Origin of the sequence: Streptomyces sp. NPDC001832, from assembly GCF_040297265.1 — a bacterium.
In the GTDB taxonomy this organism is placed as follows: domain Bacteria; phylum Actinomycetota; class Actinomycetes; order Streptomycetales; family Streptomycetaceae; genus Streptomyces.
Genome location: NZ_JBEOYU010000060.1, coordinates 14,561 through 31,742 on the forward strand (window position 1 = coordinate 14,561; position 17,182 = coordinate 31,742).

11 protein-coding genes and 5 pseudogenes are annotated in these 17,182 nt (G+C 67.7%); 6 read left to right on the plus strand and 10 right to left on the minus strand.

The features are described from left to right. The first annotated feature begins 293 nt into the window (after positions 1 to 293). Positions 294 to 614, plus strand: coding sequence for a PfkB family carbohydrate kinase (locus ABT115_RS28790; protein WP_351795810.1), 321 nt, complete (start codon positions 294 to 296; stop codon positions 612 to 614). Positions 615 to 714: 100 nt separating this feature from the next. On the opposite strand, the pseudogene ABT115_RS28795 reads toward ABT115_RS28790, so the two are convergent. The 3 genes and pseudogenes from ABT115_RS28795 to ABT115_RS28805 all read right to left on the minus strand — a co-directional run bounded on the left by ABT115_RS28795 (position 715) and on the right by ABT115_RS28805 (position 2,271). Further along, positions 715 to 1,532, minus strand: a pseudogene (locus tag ABT115_RS28795) (IS5 family transposase). A 182-nt stretch (positions 1,533 to 1,714) separates the two neighbouring features. After that, a complete protein-coding gene (locus ABT115_RS28800) occupies positions 1,715 to 1,939 on the minus strand; it encodes a hypothetical protein (RefSeq protein WP_351795818.1) in 225 nt (74 codons plus the stop codon). Continuing rightward, positions 1,936 to 2,271, minus strand: a complete 336-nt coding sequence (locus ABT115_RS28805; protein WP_502969183.1) for a hypothetical protein — start codon at positions 2,269 to 2,271, stop codon at positions 1,936 to 1,938. The genes ABT115_RS28800 and ABT115_RS28805 overlap by 4 nt, the downstream gene beginning before the upstream one ends. 196 nt (positions 2,272 to 2,467) lie before the next feature. Here ABT115_RS28805 and ABT115_RS28810 point away from each other — a divergent pair. Then, a pseudogene (locus ABT115_RS28810) lies at positions 2,468 to 3,309 on the plus strand (helix-turn-helix domain-containing protein). Further along, a complete protein-coding gene (locus ABT115_RS28815; protein WP_351795787.1) occupies positions 3,291 to 3,500 on the plus strand; it encodes a DUF397 domain-containing protein in 210 nt (69 codons plus the stop codon). Before ABT115_RS28810 ends, ABT115_RS28815 begins: the two are co-directional and overlap by 19 nt. 62 nt (positions 3,501 to 3,562) lie before the next feature. Here ABT115_RS28815 and pglX read toward each other — a convergent pair. Together pglX and ABT115_RS28830 are read right to left on the minus strand one after the other, a co-directional pair. Then, positions 3,563 to 4,516 (minus strand): annotated as a pseudogene (gene pglX, locus ABT115_RS28820) (BREX-2 system adenine-specific DNA-methyltransferase PglX); the annotation flags it as partial. Positions 4,517 to 4,985: 469 nt separating this feature from the next. After that, positions 4,986 to 6,068 carry a hypothetical protein gene (locus ABT115_RS28830; RefSeq protein WP_351795790.1) on the minus strand — a complete coding sequence of 361 codons (1,083 nt, stop codon included), beginning with the start codon at positions 6,066 to 6,068 and terminating at the stop codon, positions 4,986 to 4,988. 337 nt (positions 6,069 to 6,405) lie between these two features. Between ABT115_RS28830 and ABT115_RS28835 the strand changes: the two genes are divergently transcribed. After that, on the plus strand, positions 6,406 to 6,801 hold the full coding sequence (locus ABT115_RS28835; protein WP_351795793.1) for a DUF4232 domain-containing protein: 396 nt from the start codon (positions 6,406 to 6,408) through the stop codon (positions 6,799 to 6,801). A 20-nt stretch (positions 6,802 to 6,821) separates the two neighbouring features. Here the strand turns inward: ABT115_RS28835 and ABT115_RS28840 are convergent. Further along, positions 6,822 to 7,001 (minus strand): annotated as a pseudogene (locus ABT115_RS28840) (IS982 family transposase); the annotation flags it as partial. A 433-nt stretch (positions 7,002 to 7,434) separates the two neighbouring features. Between ABT115_RS28840 and ABT115_RS28845 the strand changes: the two are divergent. Further along, positions 7,435 to 9,147, plus strand: a pseudogene (locus ABT115_RS28845) (golvesin C-terminal-like domain-containing protein); the annotation flags it as partial. A 549-nt stretch (positions 9,148 to 9,696) separates the two neighbouring features. Here ABT115_RS28845 and ABT115_RS28850 read toward each other — a convergent pair. From ABT115_RS28850 to ABT115_RS28860, 3 genes are all read right to left on the minus strand, one after another. Then, the gene (locus ABT115_RS28850; protein WP_351795815.1) at positions 9,697 to 10,182 is read right to left on the minus strand and encodes a hypothetical protein; all 486 of its coding nucleotides are present in this window, start codon (positions 10,180 to 10,182) and stop codon (positions 9,697 to 9,699) included. 274 nt (positions 10,183 to 10,456) lie between these two features. Further along, positions 10,457 to 11,986: a helix-turn-helix domain-containing protein gene (locus ABT115_RS28855; protein ID WP_351795796.1), complete on the minus strand. Its 1,530-nt coding sequence runs from the start codon at positions 11,984 to 11,986 to the stop codon at positions 10,457 to 10,459. Between the two features lie 282 nt (positions 11,987 to 12,268). Then, positions 12,269 to 12,892 carry an RraA family protein gene (locus ABT115_RS28860; RefSeq protein WP_351795799.1) on the minus strand — a complete coding sequence of 208 codons (624 nt, stop codon included), beginning with the start codon at positions 12,890 to 12,892 and terminating at the stop codon, positions 12,269 to 12,271. 350 nt (positions 12,893 to 13,242) lie between these two features. Here ABT115_RS28860 and acnA point away from each other — a divergent pair, with 350 nt between their 5' ends. Continuing rightward, positions 13,243 to 15,957 (plus strand): aconitate hydratase AcnA, encoded by a 2,715-nt coding sequence (gene acnA, locus ABT115_RS28865; protein WP_351795802.1) that lies wholly within the window; start codon positions 13,243 to 13,245, stop codon positions 15,955 to 15,957. Here the strand turns inward: acnA and ABT115_RS28870 are convergent. Further along, positions 15,920 to 16,876, minus strand: coding sequence for a transposase (locus ABT115_RS28870; protein ID WP_351795804.1), 957 nt, complete (start codon positions 16,874 to 16,876; stop codon positions 15,920 to 15,922). The genes acnA and ABT115_RS28870 overlap by 38 nt on opposite strands. Between the last annotated feature and the right edge of the window lie 306 nt (positions 16,877 to 17,182).

Here is a 17,182-nt window from a genome sequence, read left to right on the forward strand (position 1 = left end):
ACAGGTGCGCGGCCAGTCGGGCGCCCGGCGAGAGCGAGTGCGATCTTCTCCAGCGTCCGGTGCAGCGACGCCGTGCGCCGGGCGAACCGCTTCGTGAGCCCGTCCACCTGCTCGACGAAGGTGCGGCGACCACACTCCTGAGCTGGGCATATGAACCGGCGTACCAGCAAGTCGACCACGGTCCGGTGCCCTGATACCGCGACATCGGCCAAGCGCCGCCGGTACAGACCTCCATCGCACCATTCTGACGCCCCTGGATCATCCGAAGAGCAGGGTCTGTACGGTCATCGGCCCTGTCTCGCTTTCGGTGTGAAGGCTGTCAACCAGCTCGTCCAGAAAGCGGTGAGAAGGGCAGCCGTATCAACCGGGCCGAAGAGCCGGCCGTGGATGTGCCCGCGGTTCCTGAGGCCCGGGTCGCCGACCCGACCGGGGGCGGTGACGCCTTCCGCGCCGGTTATCTGACTTCCCTGGCGGCGGGACTGGACGCGGTGCAGTGCGCCCAGACCGGATCTGTTCTGGCCGCGCTCGCCTTGTCGGCAGTGGATACCCAGACCTACAACATCTCCCTCGAGCGCATCCCCACACTGCTTGCTTCCGCCTATGGGCCGGCTTGATGGTTCCGTCCGGCCCGTTGGCCGGGAGGCTCCCCCGACCATGCCCGTCAGTCGCTCTGGGGGCTACGGGCACCTGTTCCCGCCAGCCTTAGAAGATGTCTCACGTGGCGAGTTTCGCGAGTCTCTTGTAGCAGGTCAGGGCTGCGGCGAGGCCGAGGAAGGCGAGGAAGTGGCTGCCTTTTCGTTCGTACCGGACGGTGAGGCGGCGGTAGCCGAAGAGCCAGGCGAGCGACCGCTCGATCTTTCAGCGGTGCCGGCCGAGCCGCTCACCGGACTCGATACCGGGTCGGGCGATCCGCGCGACGAGGTTCCGGCTGCGGAGCCAGCGGAGGTGCTCCGCAGAGTAGTACGCCTTGTCCGCGCGAACCTTCACCGGCTTCCTCCGACGTGGTCCGCGCCGGGAGCGGACGGCGGGGATGCCGAGAACCAACGGCTTGAACGCCTGGCTGTCGTGCACGTTCGCGCCGGACACCGCGACGGCCAGCGGCAGGCCCTGGGCCTCGGACAGCACGTGCAGTTTGCTGCCCTTCTTGCCGCGATCGACCGGATTCGGCCCGGTCAGCGAGCCCCCCTTTTCGCCCGCACCGACGCGGCATCGACGATCGCGGACGACCAGTCCAGCTCACCCCTGGCGCCGAGTTCGTCCAGCACCGCCCGGTGCAGTCGACGCCACAACCCGGCCTCGGTCCACACGGTGAACCGGCGGTGCGCGGTGGCCGGCGAGACACCGAACGAGTCCGGCAGATACCGCCACGCACAGCCGCTCGTCAGCACGTACACCACGGCCGTGAACACCGCCCGCTCATCCACCGGAGCAGTACCACCGCCCTGCGGACGGGACGTGAACTTCGGCAACAACGGAGCGGTCAGCTCCCACAGTTCGTCCGGCACCAGCCGACGCGACAGATCAGCACCCACAGTCCAGCATCATGCCGCATCAGCGAACGACCACGTGAGACATCCCCTTAGGCGAGGGGTTTGACCGAAGGGGAGGGGATTCCTGCGGGACTCGGCCGGGCCGGGCCGGGGCGGGCGGGTCTCGAGTCCGGTGGGTAGTGGCCAGGCCTGGGGGTGGTGGGGGTGCCGTCGCTTCTGCGCTGTCACCTCCCTTGTCTGCTGCGGGCGTTCGCCTCGGCGACGAGGACACTGAGCAACTCGGACGGGGTGAGGCGGCGGAGGTGGTTCGGGTCGGCGTCCCAGTCGCGGCCACCGGAGAGTGGGCGGAGCCGGACGTACGGGCCCACGTGGCCCATGACCCGTCCGACCCGGTCGCGGTCGCGGACGGTCTCCCCGACGGCGGGGATTTTGTCGGCGGCCTCCGTCACCCGGCGACCCCCTTCGTGATGACGTCCGCGAGCGCGTGGGCGACGGGGGCGGAGCACACGCCGAGGTGGACGAGCGCGTACGGCGTTTCGCGCTCGCGGTCATCCTTGCGGTCGTCCGCCCAGGGAGTGCGGATGTCCATGGCGGGGAGTTGGATGCCGGCCCGGGTGAGGGCGGTGGCGAGGGCGGGGAGTTGGATGCCGGCCCGGGTGAGGGCGGTGGCGAGGGCGGGGAGTTGGATGCCGGCCCGGGTGAGGGCGGTGGCGAGGGCGTCGCGGGCGTCGAGGGCCTCCTGGATCCTGGGGGCGTGGGCAGTGCGCGGTGTGGGGGTCATGTGCGTCCTCGTGGGTGCGGTTCCGTTGATTCCATGCCCCGGCTGCGCTGGGTGAATTACGCTGCGTAGTCCGGGTGTTACGAGGATGCGCCCGGATGTGGGCGACCGGATCGTGGACGGGGTGGTGCTTCCCCGCCGCGCGGAGGTGGTTCCACACGTTCCACATCGGTCACGTGAACGTCCCGGAGGGAGCGGTATGCCGCAACGACGCGTCATCACCGGCCGCAGTCAGGAACCCCGTCAGCGGTTCGCCGAGGAGCTGCGGAAGTTACGGGCCGGGAGCGGGACGAGTCTGCGGGCGCTCGGGGAGCGACTGGGCTGGGACTGGTCGTTGTTCGGGAAGATGGAGAAGGGCGAGACCCTGGGAAGCCCGGAGGTCGTCCAGGCGCTGGACCAGCACTACGGGACACCGGGGCTGCTGCTGGCGCTGTGGGAGCTGGCAGCCGGGGACCATACGCAGTTCCGGGAGCGGTACCGGCGGTACATGGCGCTGGAGGCGGAGGCGGTGAGCTTGTGGCACTTCGCGGTGGGGGTGCCTCCCGGAGTTCTTCAGACTCCGGAGTATGCCAGGGAGGTTCTGGCGGCGGGGCGACTCACCGGCAAGGAGCTGGAGCAGCAGGTCAAGGCCCGGCTGAGTCGTCGCGACCTGCTGGAAGGGGACGACGCGCCGCACTTCCGCACGATTCTTTCCGAGACCGTGCTACGTACTCCGCTGAGGGACGCATCGGCCTGGCGTAAGCAGTTGGCGCACCTGGTCGAGATGTCCGAGCGTCAGATGGTGGCAATTCAGGTACTTCCGCACAGTGCGGGACCGCACAGCCTGTCGCATACCGACGTGATGTTCCTACGGGTGCCAGGTGGTCGAACCGTGGCCTATGTGGAGAGCGCGAGTCGGGGCGACCTCATCGAGACGGCTGGTCAGGTCGAGGATCTTCAGCAAATGTACGATGCGGTGCGCGACTTGGCCCTGCCCCCAGACAGTCGCGGAAGTACATCCTGCGCGTGCTGGAGGAAGTGCCATGCGAACCATCGACCTGAGCGCCGTCACCTGGCGCAGGAGTAGCTACAGCAACTCGGATGGTGGTCAGTGTGTTGAGGTCTCCGATGACTTCGCCACTGTCGTTCCTGTGAGGGACAGCAAGTCGCCACATGGCCCGGTGTTGGTGTTCCCGGCCACCGGCTGGGCCTTCTTCGTCTCAGCGCTCAGGGGAGGGCAGTTGGGCGACTGACCAGACAACGCAACGGCCCCGCGATCGGTTCGGATCGCGAGGCCGTTGGCGTAGCTGGCGGTCTACTTCTTCGCGGTACGGCGTCCTCTGGTCGCGGCGGCCGGGCGCCAGGCGCGCAGGTCGTCGTCGGTGAGGCCGTGCTTACCCTGCTCCATCTGCCGGTCGCCCTCGAAGAACTTGGCGGGAGTCGGGGCGAAGAGCGGATCGGGCTCGTTGTGCCACTGGTTGAGCCACGGCTGGAGTTCCAGCAGCCCGGCCAGGAGCGGGGCGACTTCTTCCGTGGTCAGGCCCTCGTGGGTGGCGATGTACGTGTCGAGCGCGATCGCCCGCTCCCGGTGGTCCCAGCCGGCCCAGCCGTAGAGGTCGGGGGTGGCCACGTTGGCCCGCGCATACGAGATGAACCGCTCCTTGGGCACGTCCAGCTTGCCGCGCGCCCGCCAGTAGGAGGGGCGCAGGAAGTCGGCCGATGTGTACTTCGGCGGTACGGGGATGGAGTCCCGGATCTTCCGTTTGGTCAGCTCGTCCGGAGCAGCGTCCTCCTGACGCTGAAGATCCCAGACGTGCTCCCAGTCGGCGCGCTTCTTGAGGGACGCGGGCTTGTAGCGCAGGGCGGCAAGGAACGGCACGTGCTCGTCGGCCATCAACTCGCTGATGACGGCTGGCAGTTCCCTACGGGGTGCGTAGATCTTGGCGACGGAGACGAAGTCCTCGTCACGGGAGAGGTTGTCGGTGAGCCGGGAGAGGGTGACGAGCGCTGGCATCCCGTTCTCGTCGAACCAGTGCGCACGATCCTCGATTCGATCGAGCAGCCAACTCCGGAGCGCCTTCTCCTGCAGCGCCTCCCACCCTTCGGTGGCCCAGCGCCGCTTGTATTCGGGTCGCTCAACCATGCCGATGGCGCGGGACGACTCGATGGCGTCGATCCGCTTCCGGACGACCTCGCGGTAGGCAGCAGGCCAGTTCTCCGGGATGTCAGTGATGGGAATGAACTTGTGGTGATCTGGCCGATGCCACTGGGAGACCAGCGCCTACTCCACCGCACTCAGGCCGCTTCGGCCAGGCGGCACTGGTCATGACCGGGGCCGGATCGCGACCGATCTCGCGGTGGTGCTGGCTGACGGCGGCGAGGCCTCACGGATCTGGCCGTACTCCGGGACCGGACCGAGTACGGGCGCATCGCACGGGTCTGCCACTCAACCGCCTCCGTGATGGCCGGGGACCGACCGACGGCCGCATGCGCTATAGTTGATCTTGAAAGTTCGCCGCAACTCACGGCGAATGACACTGCGTTGGTGGTCCAAGGAAAGACGCCCCGCTTCCTGCGGGGAAATGCAGGTGCAAGGCCTGCTCAGCGCTCACTCACGAAGCCCTTCCCCCACCGGGGAAGGGCTTCGTCACGTTTCCCGCGTGCCCTGGAGAACTTCACTCAGGCGGCTGCGGGCTGGCTGGATCCGGGTGCACGGCGCTCGGTCCTGCCCGCCTGCGTCATGCCATCGACGGGTCCGACTCCTCCTGTACGGTCCAGGACATTCCTTCGGGCAGCGACCGGGTTGCCTCTCTCCAACCGCGGAGGGCGAGGACGATCAGGATCGCCGCCGCCGAAGCGCACAGGAGCCAGTCGAGCAGGGCCGGTAGCTGGTCGGGGCCGATGTAGAGGACGGGGGCGGTGAGCAGGGCGGCGAGCAGGACACCGCCGAGGATCCGGGTGTGTACGGGTGCGGCAAACTTGGCCGTGCGGGGCAGGCGCCGGACGGCGCGGTCGGACGATGGGGGGCGCGTTCCGGTCAGGTACGGGCGCGCCTCGTCAGGGTCCGTGAGCCCCATGAGCACTTCACCGCTGTCGGAAACAAATGCTGCGGGCAGCTCCTCCTCGATCAGCTTCCACCTCTCCGGCCAGCAGAGCCAGCCGTCCTGGCCGGCGAGGCGCAGGGCCGCCCGGCCCACCTCCTCGGGGGCGTTGCTGAGTCTGATGCCACGTTCGCCGTCCTGGAGGACGAGCCAGTGGAACTGGGTGACGTCGAGTTCGCCCGGCTTGCTGCCACGCTGGAGGTAGCGCATCCGTACGGGTTCGCCGACCCGGACACGTACGGCGTGGAGCTCACCCCGCGTGGCGTCGTCCTTCAGTACGCGGAACTTGCTGCGCTCCACGGCTTCACCGCCCTTTTTGCGAGCGAAGCGGAGTGCTTTCACCGTCATCACGAGGACCAGGATGATCAGCAGTCCGGCGAGCACCCCACCCGATCCGGCGGCCAGCCTGGTCAGGACGAGCGGGGTCAGGACGAGGAGGACGGTTCCGGTAGCCCGGCCCACGTCACGGGCGGGCAGCGGGAGTTGGTGCGGGAGCGGCGGTCTGCCTGTCGCGGTGGGTGGCGCGGCGCCGAGCGGTGGCGCCGTACGGCAGGCGAGCATCCACCCTCCGGCGGTGACGGCGGCCGCTCCGAGCGCCCCGAGTATGTCCCAGCGCGGGGCGGGCGCGTCGTAGCGTACGAAGACCAGGGACAGGGCCACGGCGGCGCAGACCAGTGCGGTGCTGCCGAGGGCCCGGGTGATGAGGGTGGAACGTCGCATGCGCGTCCTATACCGGTGAGGTGGAGCCGGGGTGGGGCACCGTCTCGCGGGGCTGGGTGTGCACGTACCGCTTGATGCCACGGTGGGACGCGGGAGGGGGAGGCGGTGGTCGTGCGCGACGTATCAGTGTGGACTGCGATCCGCCCCCGGGGCAATGGCGGGTCGCTCTCTTCGAGGTTGCGGGCTTCTCCGGAGGACAAGCCGTCGTCGAAGCCGCCACCAGCAAACCTCGGCGCCGACATCGATGGCCGCACCTCCTCTCTCATCGTCGAGAACACCCGCAGCTAACCTCGCCGGCGAGGATGGGGTCTCCCCTGTTCGAGCGAAAGCCGAGAACTTGGGGAAGTGCCAGACGCCCCCGGCCAGAGGGGACGCCGCGCCCGACAAGGACTCCGGCAGGATCGACATCACCATGATCAACCGGGGTTCGACCACCTGCTCGGCCACGGGCTTCGCGGGCGTCGACATCAAGGACGCCGATAACACCTCGAACCCCATCGAGCGCGGCCACGCCCAGCCGCGTATCACCACCCTGAAGCCCGGCGACGCCGCTGTCTTCAACCTCGCCTACGACATCGACAACACCGGCGACAGCCTCGCGTCCCCGACCAACATCCTGGTGACGCCCCCGAACGAGACCCACACCGTGAACCTGAAGTGGCCCGCGGGCGCGGGGGAGATCAAGGGCGCCTACACCGACGTTGAGGTCTACCCCACGCACACGACCGAATAGACGAGTCTTTCCGAACACGGTCAGCGGTCGTAGGCGGTCAGTGAGCGGCTGACCGCCTGACCGGTCTGGAAGTTGTGCCAGATCGCGGCTGCCAGCGCAAGAACGCGCTGGGCGACGCGCACAGCGACGCCCTCGCAGGTGCGTCCGCCGTGTTGTTCCAGGTCAAGCTGGCCTTTGAGCGTGTCGTTCACCGACTCGACTTCGAGGACCTGGTGCGCGACGCCGACGTGGTGCTCGACCTCGTCGGCGGCGAGACACTGGACCGCTCCTGGGCGTCGGTGCTGCGCGGCGGCATCGTGGTCAGCATCGTGGAAACGCCGGATCCGGAGCAGGCCGCCGCCCACGGCGCACGGGGACGAGTGACGCGTGTTGCGATCCCGGCAGCCCCGGAGGGCAACTGCCACCGCTCACGCGCATATGGGAGGCGTCCCGATCGGGGCCTCGCACACGCGGTCGGCGTGACACGACCGACATCGGACGTTGCGAGGTCACTTCGGCGATAACCCTCTGTGAAGACTGAGGGATACTCAGGCAGCTCTGACGTGTCGTCAACTATGCAAGATCATCTTGCACGTGCGTTGCACAAGGTGCTGAAAAGCAACAGTGATAAGTGGAGAGTCGTGAAGGTGGTACCCGCAGGACGGCGCCTACACGGCCTACGTCAAGTACCCGAAGGTCACCGGCGCGGCCACGGCCGCGAAGTACACGGTGACGCATTCCGGCGGTACCACCGACGTGACAAAGGACCAGAACGCGAACTCCGGGACCTGGGTTTCGCTGGGCTCGTTCACCTTCACCCGGGGCAACACGGCCAAGCTCCAGGTGGCCCGGAACACCGGCGGCGCGGTCGTCGCCGACGGCGTGAAGCTGGTGCGGAACAACTCGGCGGACACGGATACCGAGAAGCGTTCGTTCTCGTACGCCTATGACGCCAACGGCAACCTGACGTCGATCGACGACACCTCGTCCGGTGCACGGGTCGACGCGTACACCATCGCCCACACGGGCCTGAACCAGGTCCAGAAGGTCACCGAGGCGCTCGCGGGCCAGGAGAAGAAGTCCACCTCCTACACCTACGATGCCAACGGCAAGCCGGAGACGGTCGTCCATCCCGACCAGTTCTCCAAGTACACCTACGACCTCCGGGACCTCGTGAAGACGGTGTCGGTCGGCAAGTCCGCGACCGACACGGCGCCCAAGGTCACGTCGTACACGTACACCGACCGCGGGCAGCGGCTCAAGGAGACCAAGGCCAACGGCAACACGGTCGATCTCACCTACTACCTCGACGGAGTCGTCAGGACCCAAGCCGAGAAGAAGGCCAACGGCACCCTGGTGTCGTCGCACACCTACACCTACGACCCGAACGGCAACAAGTCGCAGGATGTGGCGAAGAAGATGAACGCCGACAACGACACGGCGTACCTCGACTCCACCACCGCCTACACTTACGACCCGGCCGACCGGCTCTCCAAGTCGGTCAAGACCGGAACCGGCGCGGGGACCGAGACGTACACCCATGACGACAACGCCAATGTCGTGTCCCAGACTGTCAAGGGCGAAACGACCACGTACGACTACGACCGCAACCGGCTGCTCTCCGCGACCACCGCGGGGGCCACGGCCACGTACGACTACGACCCGTTCGGCCGCCAGCAGTCGGTGACCAGCGGGGGCAAGGTCGTGGAGCGCACCGTCTACGACGGCTTCGACCACGTTACCGAGAGCACGAGCCTCGACGACGTGGGGGCCGAGAAGACCACCAAGTACACCTACGACCCGCTGGACCGCACAGCGACCAAGACGGTGGACGCCAAGACGACCGACTTCGACTACCTCGGCCTGTCCGGCGAGGTGCTGGACGAGAAGGTGGCTGGCGAGCTGACCAAGTCGTACCAGTACAGCCCGTGGGGCGAGCGCCTCTCCCAAGTCAAGCACAACACCGACGGGACGAGCGAGGACGGCTTCTACGGCTATAACAGCCACACCGACGTCGAGACGCTGACTACCAAGGGCGGCGACACCAAGGCCACCTACGGGTACACGGCCTGCGGGAACGACGACGAGTCCGAGTTCACCGGGATCGACAAGCCGGAGGCGGGCGACCCGACGGAGGAGAGCTACAACCCCTACCGGTACAACGCCAAGCGCTGGGACGCCCAGTCCGGCACGTACGACATGGGTTTCCGCAACTACAACCCGGGCCTCAACCGCTTCACCACCCGGGACATGTACAACGGCGCCCTCGCGGACATGGGCCTCGGCTCCGATCCGTACACCAGCAACCGCTACGCTTTCACCGGCGGCAACCCCACCAGCTTCATCGAGCTGGACGGGCACCTGCCGTGCGCCGAAGGCATCAAGGACGTGTGTGGCGGCGGCAGCACAATAACCAGCCTCTTCCTGGCACCCTCCAAGCCGGCCAGCGGTGGCGGCTACACGGAGGGCTCGCCCAGTGAGCCCAAGGTCACATACGACAACGACTTCCCCTACGACCCCAACTCCAAGCCGACCGCGGGCGACTACGTGAGCTGGAACAAGTGGAAGGCCAAGATGATCGGTGGCGGCCTGCTCGCCTCGCTCGGCTTCTACGGTGACGGTGCCCTCGACGACGCCGTGCCTGCCTACGCCCGCTACAGGGAGAACACCGGGGCGGACTTCGAGGTGAACTACAATGAGGGATACCACGAGGACGAGGCCATCGGGGCCTTCGTGGACGGCGAGATCGCCCGGGCACAGAACGCCGCGGAAATCCTCAGCGGGAAGACCGGGAAGCCCACCTTCGACATGACGGGCGGGGCGCGGAGCATGACGGGCGCCGGCTTGTACACGAAGACCGAGAACTGGGACAAGACCCTGGGTGATCACAAGATCTGGGGCAGCGCCGAAGTCACGTCACAGGGCGACAAGTTCACGATGACGATCACGGTCCATGCCATGGACCGCTACGACTTCAACAAGGGAATGAAGGACAAGGTATCGGGTGCGGCGGACGCTGGCCCGGGCGCGGGAGGCGAGCTGGGGGAAGGCGTCTTCCCATACGGTGCGCACGGTGCGGCCGACGAGTGTGCGCAGTACCGGCCACAGCTGGAGGAGCAGGTCCTGGCTGAGGTATTGGGGCAGGTCGTCGTGCAGACCCTCGTGCAGGACGGTCCGGTACAGGCCCATCCGCTGGCGCGGCTTGTCCAAGTCGTATGAGGTCATCCCGGACCAGGCCATGTGCAGCGGAAGTTCCACGACACCGTGGGCCGGCCCGCGCAGCTCACCCAACGCCTCCGGCAGACGGCGGCGGAATTTCTCCCGGTACAGCGTGAGGTCCTCGGCGTTCGCGCCCGAGACGTTCCTCGGGGCAGGTGCGGGGTGCTGTGGGCTGGAGGACATGCCTCCATTATGACCGCAGGGGAGCGGGTGACAGTCAGGCAGTGAGTCGAGAACCCGGCCCGACCTGTCCTCGTCCATGAGTCGCTCAGGTCGACGCCCGTCCGGTGACCCATCACGTGTAGTGACGGTCAATCCGTCCCTCAGCCCCTGAGGCCGGCAGTCTCCCGGCTCGGCCCAAAAGTCCCTGAGAAGTCCCACAGGCGAAGCCGAATCCCCTCCTGGCTCGCATACGTGCAGGTCAGGAGGGGTGTAACGGCGTTAATTCTGGCGGCGTTCAGATGTCCCGGAAGATCTCGATCTGCGCGCCCACGGAGTTGAGCCGCTCCGCCAGCTCCTCGTAACCGCGGTTGATGACATACACATTGCGCAGTACGGAAGTGCCTTCCGCCGCCATCATGGCGAGCAGGACCACCACGGCGGGCCGCAGCGCGGGCGGGCACATCATCTCGGCGGCGCGCCACCGGGTGGGGCCCTCGACCAGTACCCGGTGCGGGTCCAGGAGCTGCAGCCTGCCGCCGAGGCGGTTCAGATCGGTGAGGTAGATGGCCCGGTTGTCGTAGACCCAGTCGTGGATGAGGGTCTGGCCCTGGGCCGAGGCGGCGATGGCCGCGAAGAAGGGCACATTGTCGATGTTGAGCCCGGGGAACGGCATGGGGTGGATCTTGTCGATCGGCGCCTCCAGCTTGGAGGGGCGGACCGTGAGGTCGACCAGCCGAGTGCGCCCGTTGTCGGCGGCGTACTCAGTCGTACGGTCGCAGTCGACGCCCATCTCTTCCAGCACCGCGAGCTCGATCTCGAGGAACTCGACCGGTACCCGACGGATCGTCAGCCGGGACTCCGTCACCACGGCGGCGGCGAGGAGGCTCATCGCCTCGACCGGGTCCTCGGAGGGGGAGTAGTCGACATCCACATCGATGTGCGGGACGCCGTGCACGGTCAGCGTGGTCGTGCCGATGCCGTCCACGCGTATGCCCAGTGCCTCCAGGAAGAAGCACAGGTCCTGGACCATGTAGTTGGAGGATGCGTTGCGGATGACGGTCGTGCCGTCGTGCCGGGCGGCGGCCAGCAGTGCGTTCTCGGTCACGGTGTCCCCGCGCTCGGTCAGCACGATGGGTCGGTCGGGCGTGACCGAGTGGTCTATCTGGGCGTGGTAGAGCCCCTCCGTCGCGGCGATCTGCAGCCCGAACCGGCGCAGCGCGATCATGTGCGGCTCGATGGTCCGCGTACCGAGGTCGCAGCCCCCCGCGTACGGAAGCTTGAACGAGTCCATCCGGTGCAGCAGCGGACCGAGGAACATGATGATGGAGCGGGTCCGGCGGGCGGCGTCCGCGTCGATGGCGTCCATGTCGAACCGGGCCGGCGGGACGATCTCCAGATCGACTCCCTCGTTGATCCATTTCGTCCGCACGCCGATGGAGTTCAGCACCTCCAGGAGTCGGTAGACCTCCTCGATGCGGGCCACGCGGCGCAGTACCGTACGGCCATTGTTGAGCAGCGAGGCGCAGAGCAGTGCCACGCACGCGTTCTTGCTCGTCTTGACGTCGATGGAGCCAGAGAGCCGGCGCCCGCCGACCACCCGCAGATGCATGGGCCCGGCGTAGCCGAGCGACACGATCTCGCTGTCGAGTGCCTCGCCGATGCGCGCGATCATCTCAAGACTGATGTTCTGGTTGCCGCGCTCAATGCGGTTCACGGCGCTCTGACTTGTGGCGAGCGCCTCGGCGAGCTGACTCTGTGTCCAGCCCCGGTGCTGACGGGCGTCACGTATGAGCTTGCCGATGCGTACGAGGTAATCATCTGACATGGCGAAAGACTATCTCAGATATGAGATGAGCCCTGTGTCGGGGTGTGGCATTCGGGTGACGGCTGGGCGTGGAGGAACGGCAGTTGCGCGGCCTGATGTGCGTGAAAGGTGCGGGCTACGGGTGCACCGTGCGTTCCATGGTCCACCCGGATCGCCACCGCGGCGCGCGGTGTACGTCCATCCGGGGGGAGGGGCGTCGGCCTCGCCCCGGCCCCCAGCTCGCCGAGCCGGGCCGGGCGAGGCCGGGGAACAGTGCAGGCCTGGCGGAAGCCTGGTGTCGAATCAGCCCTCGAAGCCGCCTTCGGCCAGGGTCTTGTCGATGCGGGTGCGATGTGTTTCCTCCCATGCATCGAGGGATTCGCCGGCCTCCTCGGCCAGCTTCTTCCGGGCGCCGAGGAGCACCTGCTCCCGGCGGGCACGGGGAGTGACCACAATGCCCTCCTCGTCGGCCACCACGATGTCGCCCGCGTCGACACTCACGCCGCCGCACCGCACCGGGCCGTTGAGCGGCTCAACGGCCTTCTTGGTGCCCGGGATGGGGATGACTCCCCTGGCGAAGACGGGAAAGCCCATCTCGCGCACCTCGGCGAGGTCACGGATCACCCCGTCGGTCACGAACGCCGCGATCCCGCGGCGCTGAGCGACGGCGCAGACGTTTCCTCCGGCGAGCGCATAGTCGATGTCACCTGCCTCGACGACGATGACCGAGCCCGGCTCCGCCCGGTGGATGGCCGCGTGGAGCATGAGGTTGTCGCCCGGAGGGCACCGCACGGTGAACGCCGGGCCGGCGACTCGCGGGATCGAGGGCCACAGGGGGCGGATGCCGATGTCCATGACCTGTTCGCGGCCCAGGAGATCGGCGAGGGTGGTCGGGGAGATGTCCTTGAACTCGGTGACGCCGTTCATGTTCCTCCTTCGTCCGGGTGCCCGTCCGGGCGTCCGTCCCGCCGAGAATGGCACGGTTCCGTGCCACCGCGGGGTGGATATGTCAATCGGAAGAAGAGGTGTGCGGGGGCGATACCGGCGAGCGCAGCGCAGCCGCGCCGCCCGCGCATGACCGTGCGGCGGTGATGTACTAGAGTTATCTCGACATCGAGATATATGCCGAAGGCGTACCGCAGTCCGCCAGTCGGTAAGGGTTACCTAACTAAGCCTTACCTTAGCGGGTGGTCGAGTGGGCCGGAGGCGGCACCACGCGGCGCCCGCCGTAATGAGGCGCGGCGCGGAGTATGCGCACATTGATGAAGGAGACTGTCGTGTCGGCGAACAGCTTCGACGCCCGCAGCACGCTGCGCGTGGGCGACGAGTCGTACGAGATCTTCAGGCTGGACAAGGTCGAGGGCTCCGCGCGCCTGCCTTACAGCCTGAAGGTGCTGCTGGAGAACCTGCTCCGCACCGAGGACGGCGCGAACATCACCGCCGACCACATCCGGGCGCTCGGCGGCTGGGACTCCCAGGCGCAGCCCAGCCAGGAGATCCAGTTCACGCCTGCCCGCGTGATCATGCAGGACTTCACCGGTGTGCCGTGTGTCGTGGACCTCGCCACCATGCGTGAGGCCGTGAAGGAGCTGGGCGGCGACCCGGCCAAGATCAACCCCCTTGCCCCGGCCGAGCTGGTCATCGACCACTCCGTCATCGCCGACAAGTTCGGCACCAACGACGCGTTCGCGCAGAACGTCGAGCTGGAGTACGGCCGCAACAAGGAGCGCTACCAGTTCCTGCGCTGGGGCCAGACCGCGTTCGACGAGTTCAAGGTCGTCCCCCCGGGCACCGGCATCGTCCACCAGGTCAACATCGAGCACCTGGCCCGCACCGTCATGGTCCGTAACGGCCAGGCGTACCCCGACACCCTCGTCGGCACCGACTCGCACACCACCATGGTCAACGGCCTCGGTGTGCTGGGCTGGGGCGTCGGCGGCATCGAGGCCGAGGCCGCGATGCTCGGCCAGCCGGTCTCCATGCTCATCCCGCGCGTCGTCGGTTTCAAGCTGACCGGCGAGCTCCCGGCCGGCACCACCGCCACCGACCTTGTGCTGACCATCACCGAGATGCTCCGCAAGCACGGCGTCGTCGGCAAGTTCGTCGAGTTCTACGGTGAGGGCGTCGCCGCCACCTCCCTCGCGAACCGCGCCACCATCGGCAACATGTCGCCGGAGTTCGGCTCCACCGCCGCGATCTTCCCGATCGACGACGAGACGCTGAAGTACCTGCGCCTGACCGGCCGTGACGAGCAGCAGGTCGCGCTCGTCGAGGCGTACGCCAAGGAGCAGGGCCTCTGGCTGGACCCGGCGGCCGAGCCGGACTTCTCCGAGAAGCTGGAGCTGGACCTGTCGACGGTCGTTCCGTCGATCGCCGGCCCGAAGCGCCCGCAGGACCGCATCGTCCTCGCGAACGCCAAGCAGCAGTTCGCCCAGGACGTCCGCAACTACATCTCCGAGGACGAGGAGTCGGGCAAGGAATCCTTCCCGGCCTCCGACGCCCCGGCCACCTCCAACGGTGTCCCGTCGCGTCCGACCACGGTCACGGCCCCCGACGGGACGACGTACGAGATCGACCACGGCGCCGTCACCGTCGCCGCGATCACCTCCTGCACCAACACCTCGAACCCGTACGTCATGGTCGCCGCGGCGCTCGTGGCCAAGAAGGCGGTCGAGAAGGGCCTGACCCGCAAGCCGTGGGTCAAGACCACCCTCGCCCCGGGCTCGAAGGTCGTCACCGACTACTTCGACAAGGCGGGCCTGACCCCGTACCTCGACAAGGTCGGCTTCAACCTCGTCGGCTACGGCTGCACCACCTGCATCGGAAACTCCGGCCCGCTGCCGGAAGAGGTCTCCAAGGCGGTCAACGAGCACGACCTGGCTGTGACCTCGGTGCTCTCCGGCAACCGTAACTTCGAGGGCCGGATCAACCCCGACGTCAAGATGAACTACCTCGCGTCCCCGCCGCTGGTCGTCGCGTACGCCATCGCCGGTTCGATGAAGGTCGACATCACCAAGGACGCCCTGGGTATCGACCAGGACGGCAAGCCGGTCTACCTCGCGGACATCTGGCCCTCCGAGGCCGAGGTCAACGATGTCGTCGCCAACGCCATCGGCGAGGACATGTTCAACAAGTCCTACCAGGACGTTTTTGCGGGCGACGCCCAGTGGCAGGCGCTGGCGATCCCGACCGGCAACACCTTCGAGTGGGACGCCGAGTCGACGTACGTCCGTAAGCCCCCGTACTTCGAGGGCATGACGATGGAGACCACCCCGGTCTCCGACATCACCGGCGCGCGTGTGCTCGCCAAGCTGGGCGACTCGGTCACCACCGACCACATCTCCCCGGCCGGTGCGATCAAGGCCGACACCCCGGCCGGCAAGTACCTGACGGAGCACGGCGTCGAGCGCCGTGACTTCAACTCCTACGGCTCGCGCCGTGGTAACCACGAGGTCATGATTCGCGGCACCTTCGCGAACATCCGCCTGCGCAACCAGATCGCCCCGGGCACCGAGGGTGGCTTCACCCGCGACTTCACCCAGGCCGATGCCCCCGTGTCGTTCATCTACGACGCCTCGCAGAACTACCAGGCCGCCGGCACCCCGCTCGTCATCCTGGCGGGCAAGGAGTACGGCTCCGGCTCGTCCCGCGACTGGGCCGCCAAGGGCACCGCGCTCCTCGGCGTCAAGGCCGTCATCGCCGAGTCGTACGAGCGCATCCACCGCTCGAACCTCATCGGCATGGGTGTGCTCCCGCTCCAGTTCCCGGAGGGCGCGACCGCCGAGGCTCTCGGCCTCACCGGCGAGGAGACCTTCTCCTTCACCGGCGTGACCGAGCTCAACAACGGCACGACGCCGCGCACGGTCAAGGTCTCCACCGACACCGGTGTGGAGTTCGACGCGGTCGTCCGCATCGACACCCCCGGTGAGGCGGACTACTACCGCAACGGCGGCATCATGCACTACGTGCTGCGCCAACTTGCCGGTTCTTGACCTGATGTGAACGAGCGCCCTGCCCCTGCATCTCGCGCGTGGGGGCAGGGCGCTCGCGCGCGACGGGGCGGAAGACGCCGCCTGCAGGTGTGACCCGGGACACGGCCCGCCAGAGCGGCCCGGTGCGGGGCACCGCGAGTCGGAACATCGCCTCGCGTGCCGTGATCCGGGCCGCGACGGTGCCGGAGTAGTAGCCCGAGTCGCCCTGGACGAGGATCTGTCCGGTAGCGCCGGTGGCGTGGACGGCGTCGATGGCCCGGTTGATCTGGTCGGGGGCCAGGGTCCGGCCGTCGGAGCGGCCGTCTGTCAGGTCCGCGGCCAGCACGGTGCCGGTCTGGGCCCAGTGGCAGGCGTGAACCCGTCCGGAAACCTCACCCTTGTAGGAACGGACCACTTGTTCCTTGCGAGTGGAGTACACCTCGATGTCCTTGGCGTCCACGTCAATGGTGACCGGCCCCGCCAGGACCCGGGCCCGTTCGGCGACCGCCAGTGCGGCCAGCGCCCGACCGGTGAGTCGCGCGCATGCCACCTTGATGCCCTCACGCTGGGCCTGCCCGAACCGGGCGGCCAGCGTGGCGGCCGTGGTCGCCGCCGGCACCGGCGCGGGCAGCAGCCCCTCGCCCACCATATCGGCCCGCAGCCGGTCGAAGCCCACCAGATGATCCTCGCCGGTCAGCTGCACTGTCGCCGTCGCGAGCGCGAACTCCCCACCAGACAGACCCCGGTCGCGTGTCTTGACTGGCCCGATCCCCGCGTCCAGCGCGGCGGTGATCCCCAGGGCACGGTCCAGCTCGGCCACCAGCAGCAGCCCACCGTTCTCCGTCAGCGACCTGTCCGGATCACCCACCTGCGCTCTCACCCTCGACCACCGCTTGCCGGGGGTGCGGGAGGCGGTACGACGACGCGATATCTTCTTCACTCGGCAGGTGCACTCTCTCGGATGAGTCGATTAGGCCTCGGAACCTCGATCTTCTCACCGGCAAAGTGCACCTGTCGCCGTATCAGCTGTCACACACCCCGCACTACCTGCGGATTCGGGTCTGACCCGCGCCTAACGCCTGCCGCGCCACGAAGCCCGGACACTGGTGCGTTCCCGTCTGGTGCTGCCGGTCCTCGAGGGGCTGGACAAGGTGACTCCTCCCCCCGGATGAATCCGGGGGGCTTCTCCTGTCGGTGGCTAGGCCACGTCGGGAAGGGCCAGCCCGGCCCTGAGTGCGACGTTCCA

What these genes read in the sequence shown, in the direction of transcription:
- ABT115_RS28805 (WP_502969183.1), bottom strand. Translation starts at nt 2,271, where the DNA reads ATGACCCCCACACCGCGCACTGCCCACGCCCCCAGGATCCAGGAGGCC.
- ABT115_RS28815 (WP_351795787.1), top strand. Translation starts at nt 3,291, where the DNA reads ATGCGAACCATCGACCTGAGCGCCGTCACCTGGCGCAGGAGTAGCTAC.
- ABT115_RS28830 (WP_351795790.1), bottom strand. Translation starts at nt 6,068, where the DNA reads ATGCGACGTTCCACCCTCATCACCCGGGCCCTCGGCAGCACCGCACTG.
- ABT115_RS28850 (WP_351795815.1), bottom strand. Translation starts at nt 10,182, where the DNA reads ATGTCCTCCAGCCCACAGCACCCCGCACCTGCCCCGAGGAACGTCTCG.
- ABT115_RS28855 (WP_351795796.1), bottom strand. Translation starts at nt 11,986, where the DNA reads ATGTCAGATGATTACCTCGTACGCATCGGCAAGCTCATACGTGACGCC.
- ABT115_RS28860 (WP_351795799.1), bottom strand. Translation starts at nt 12,892, where the DNA reads ATGAACGGCGTCACCGAGTTCAAGGACATCTCCCCGACCACCCTCGCC.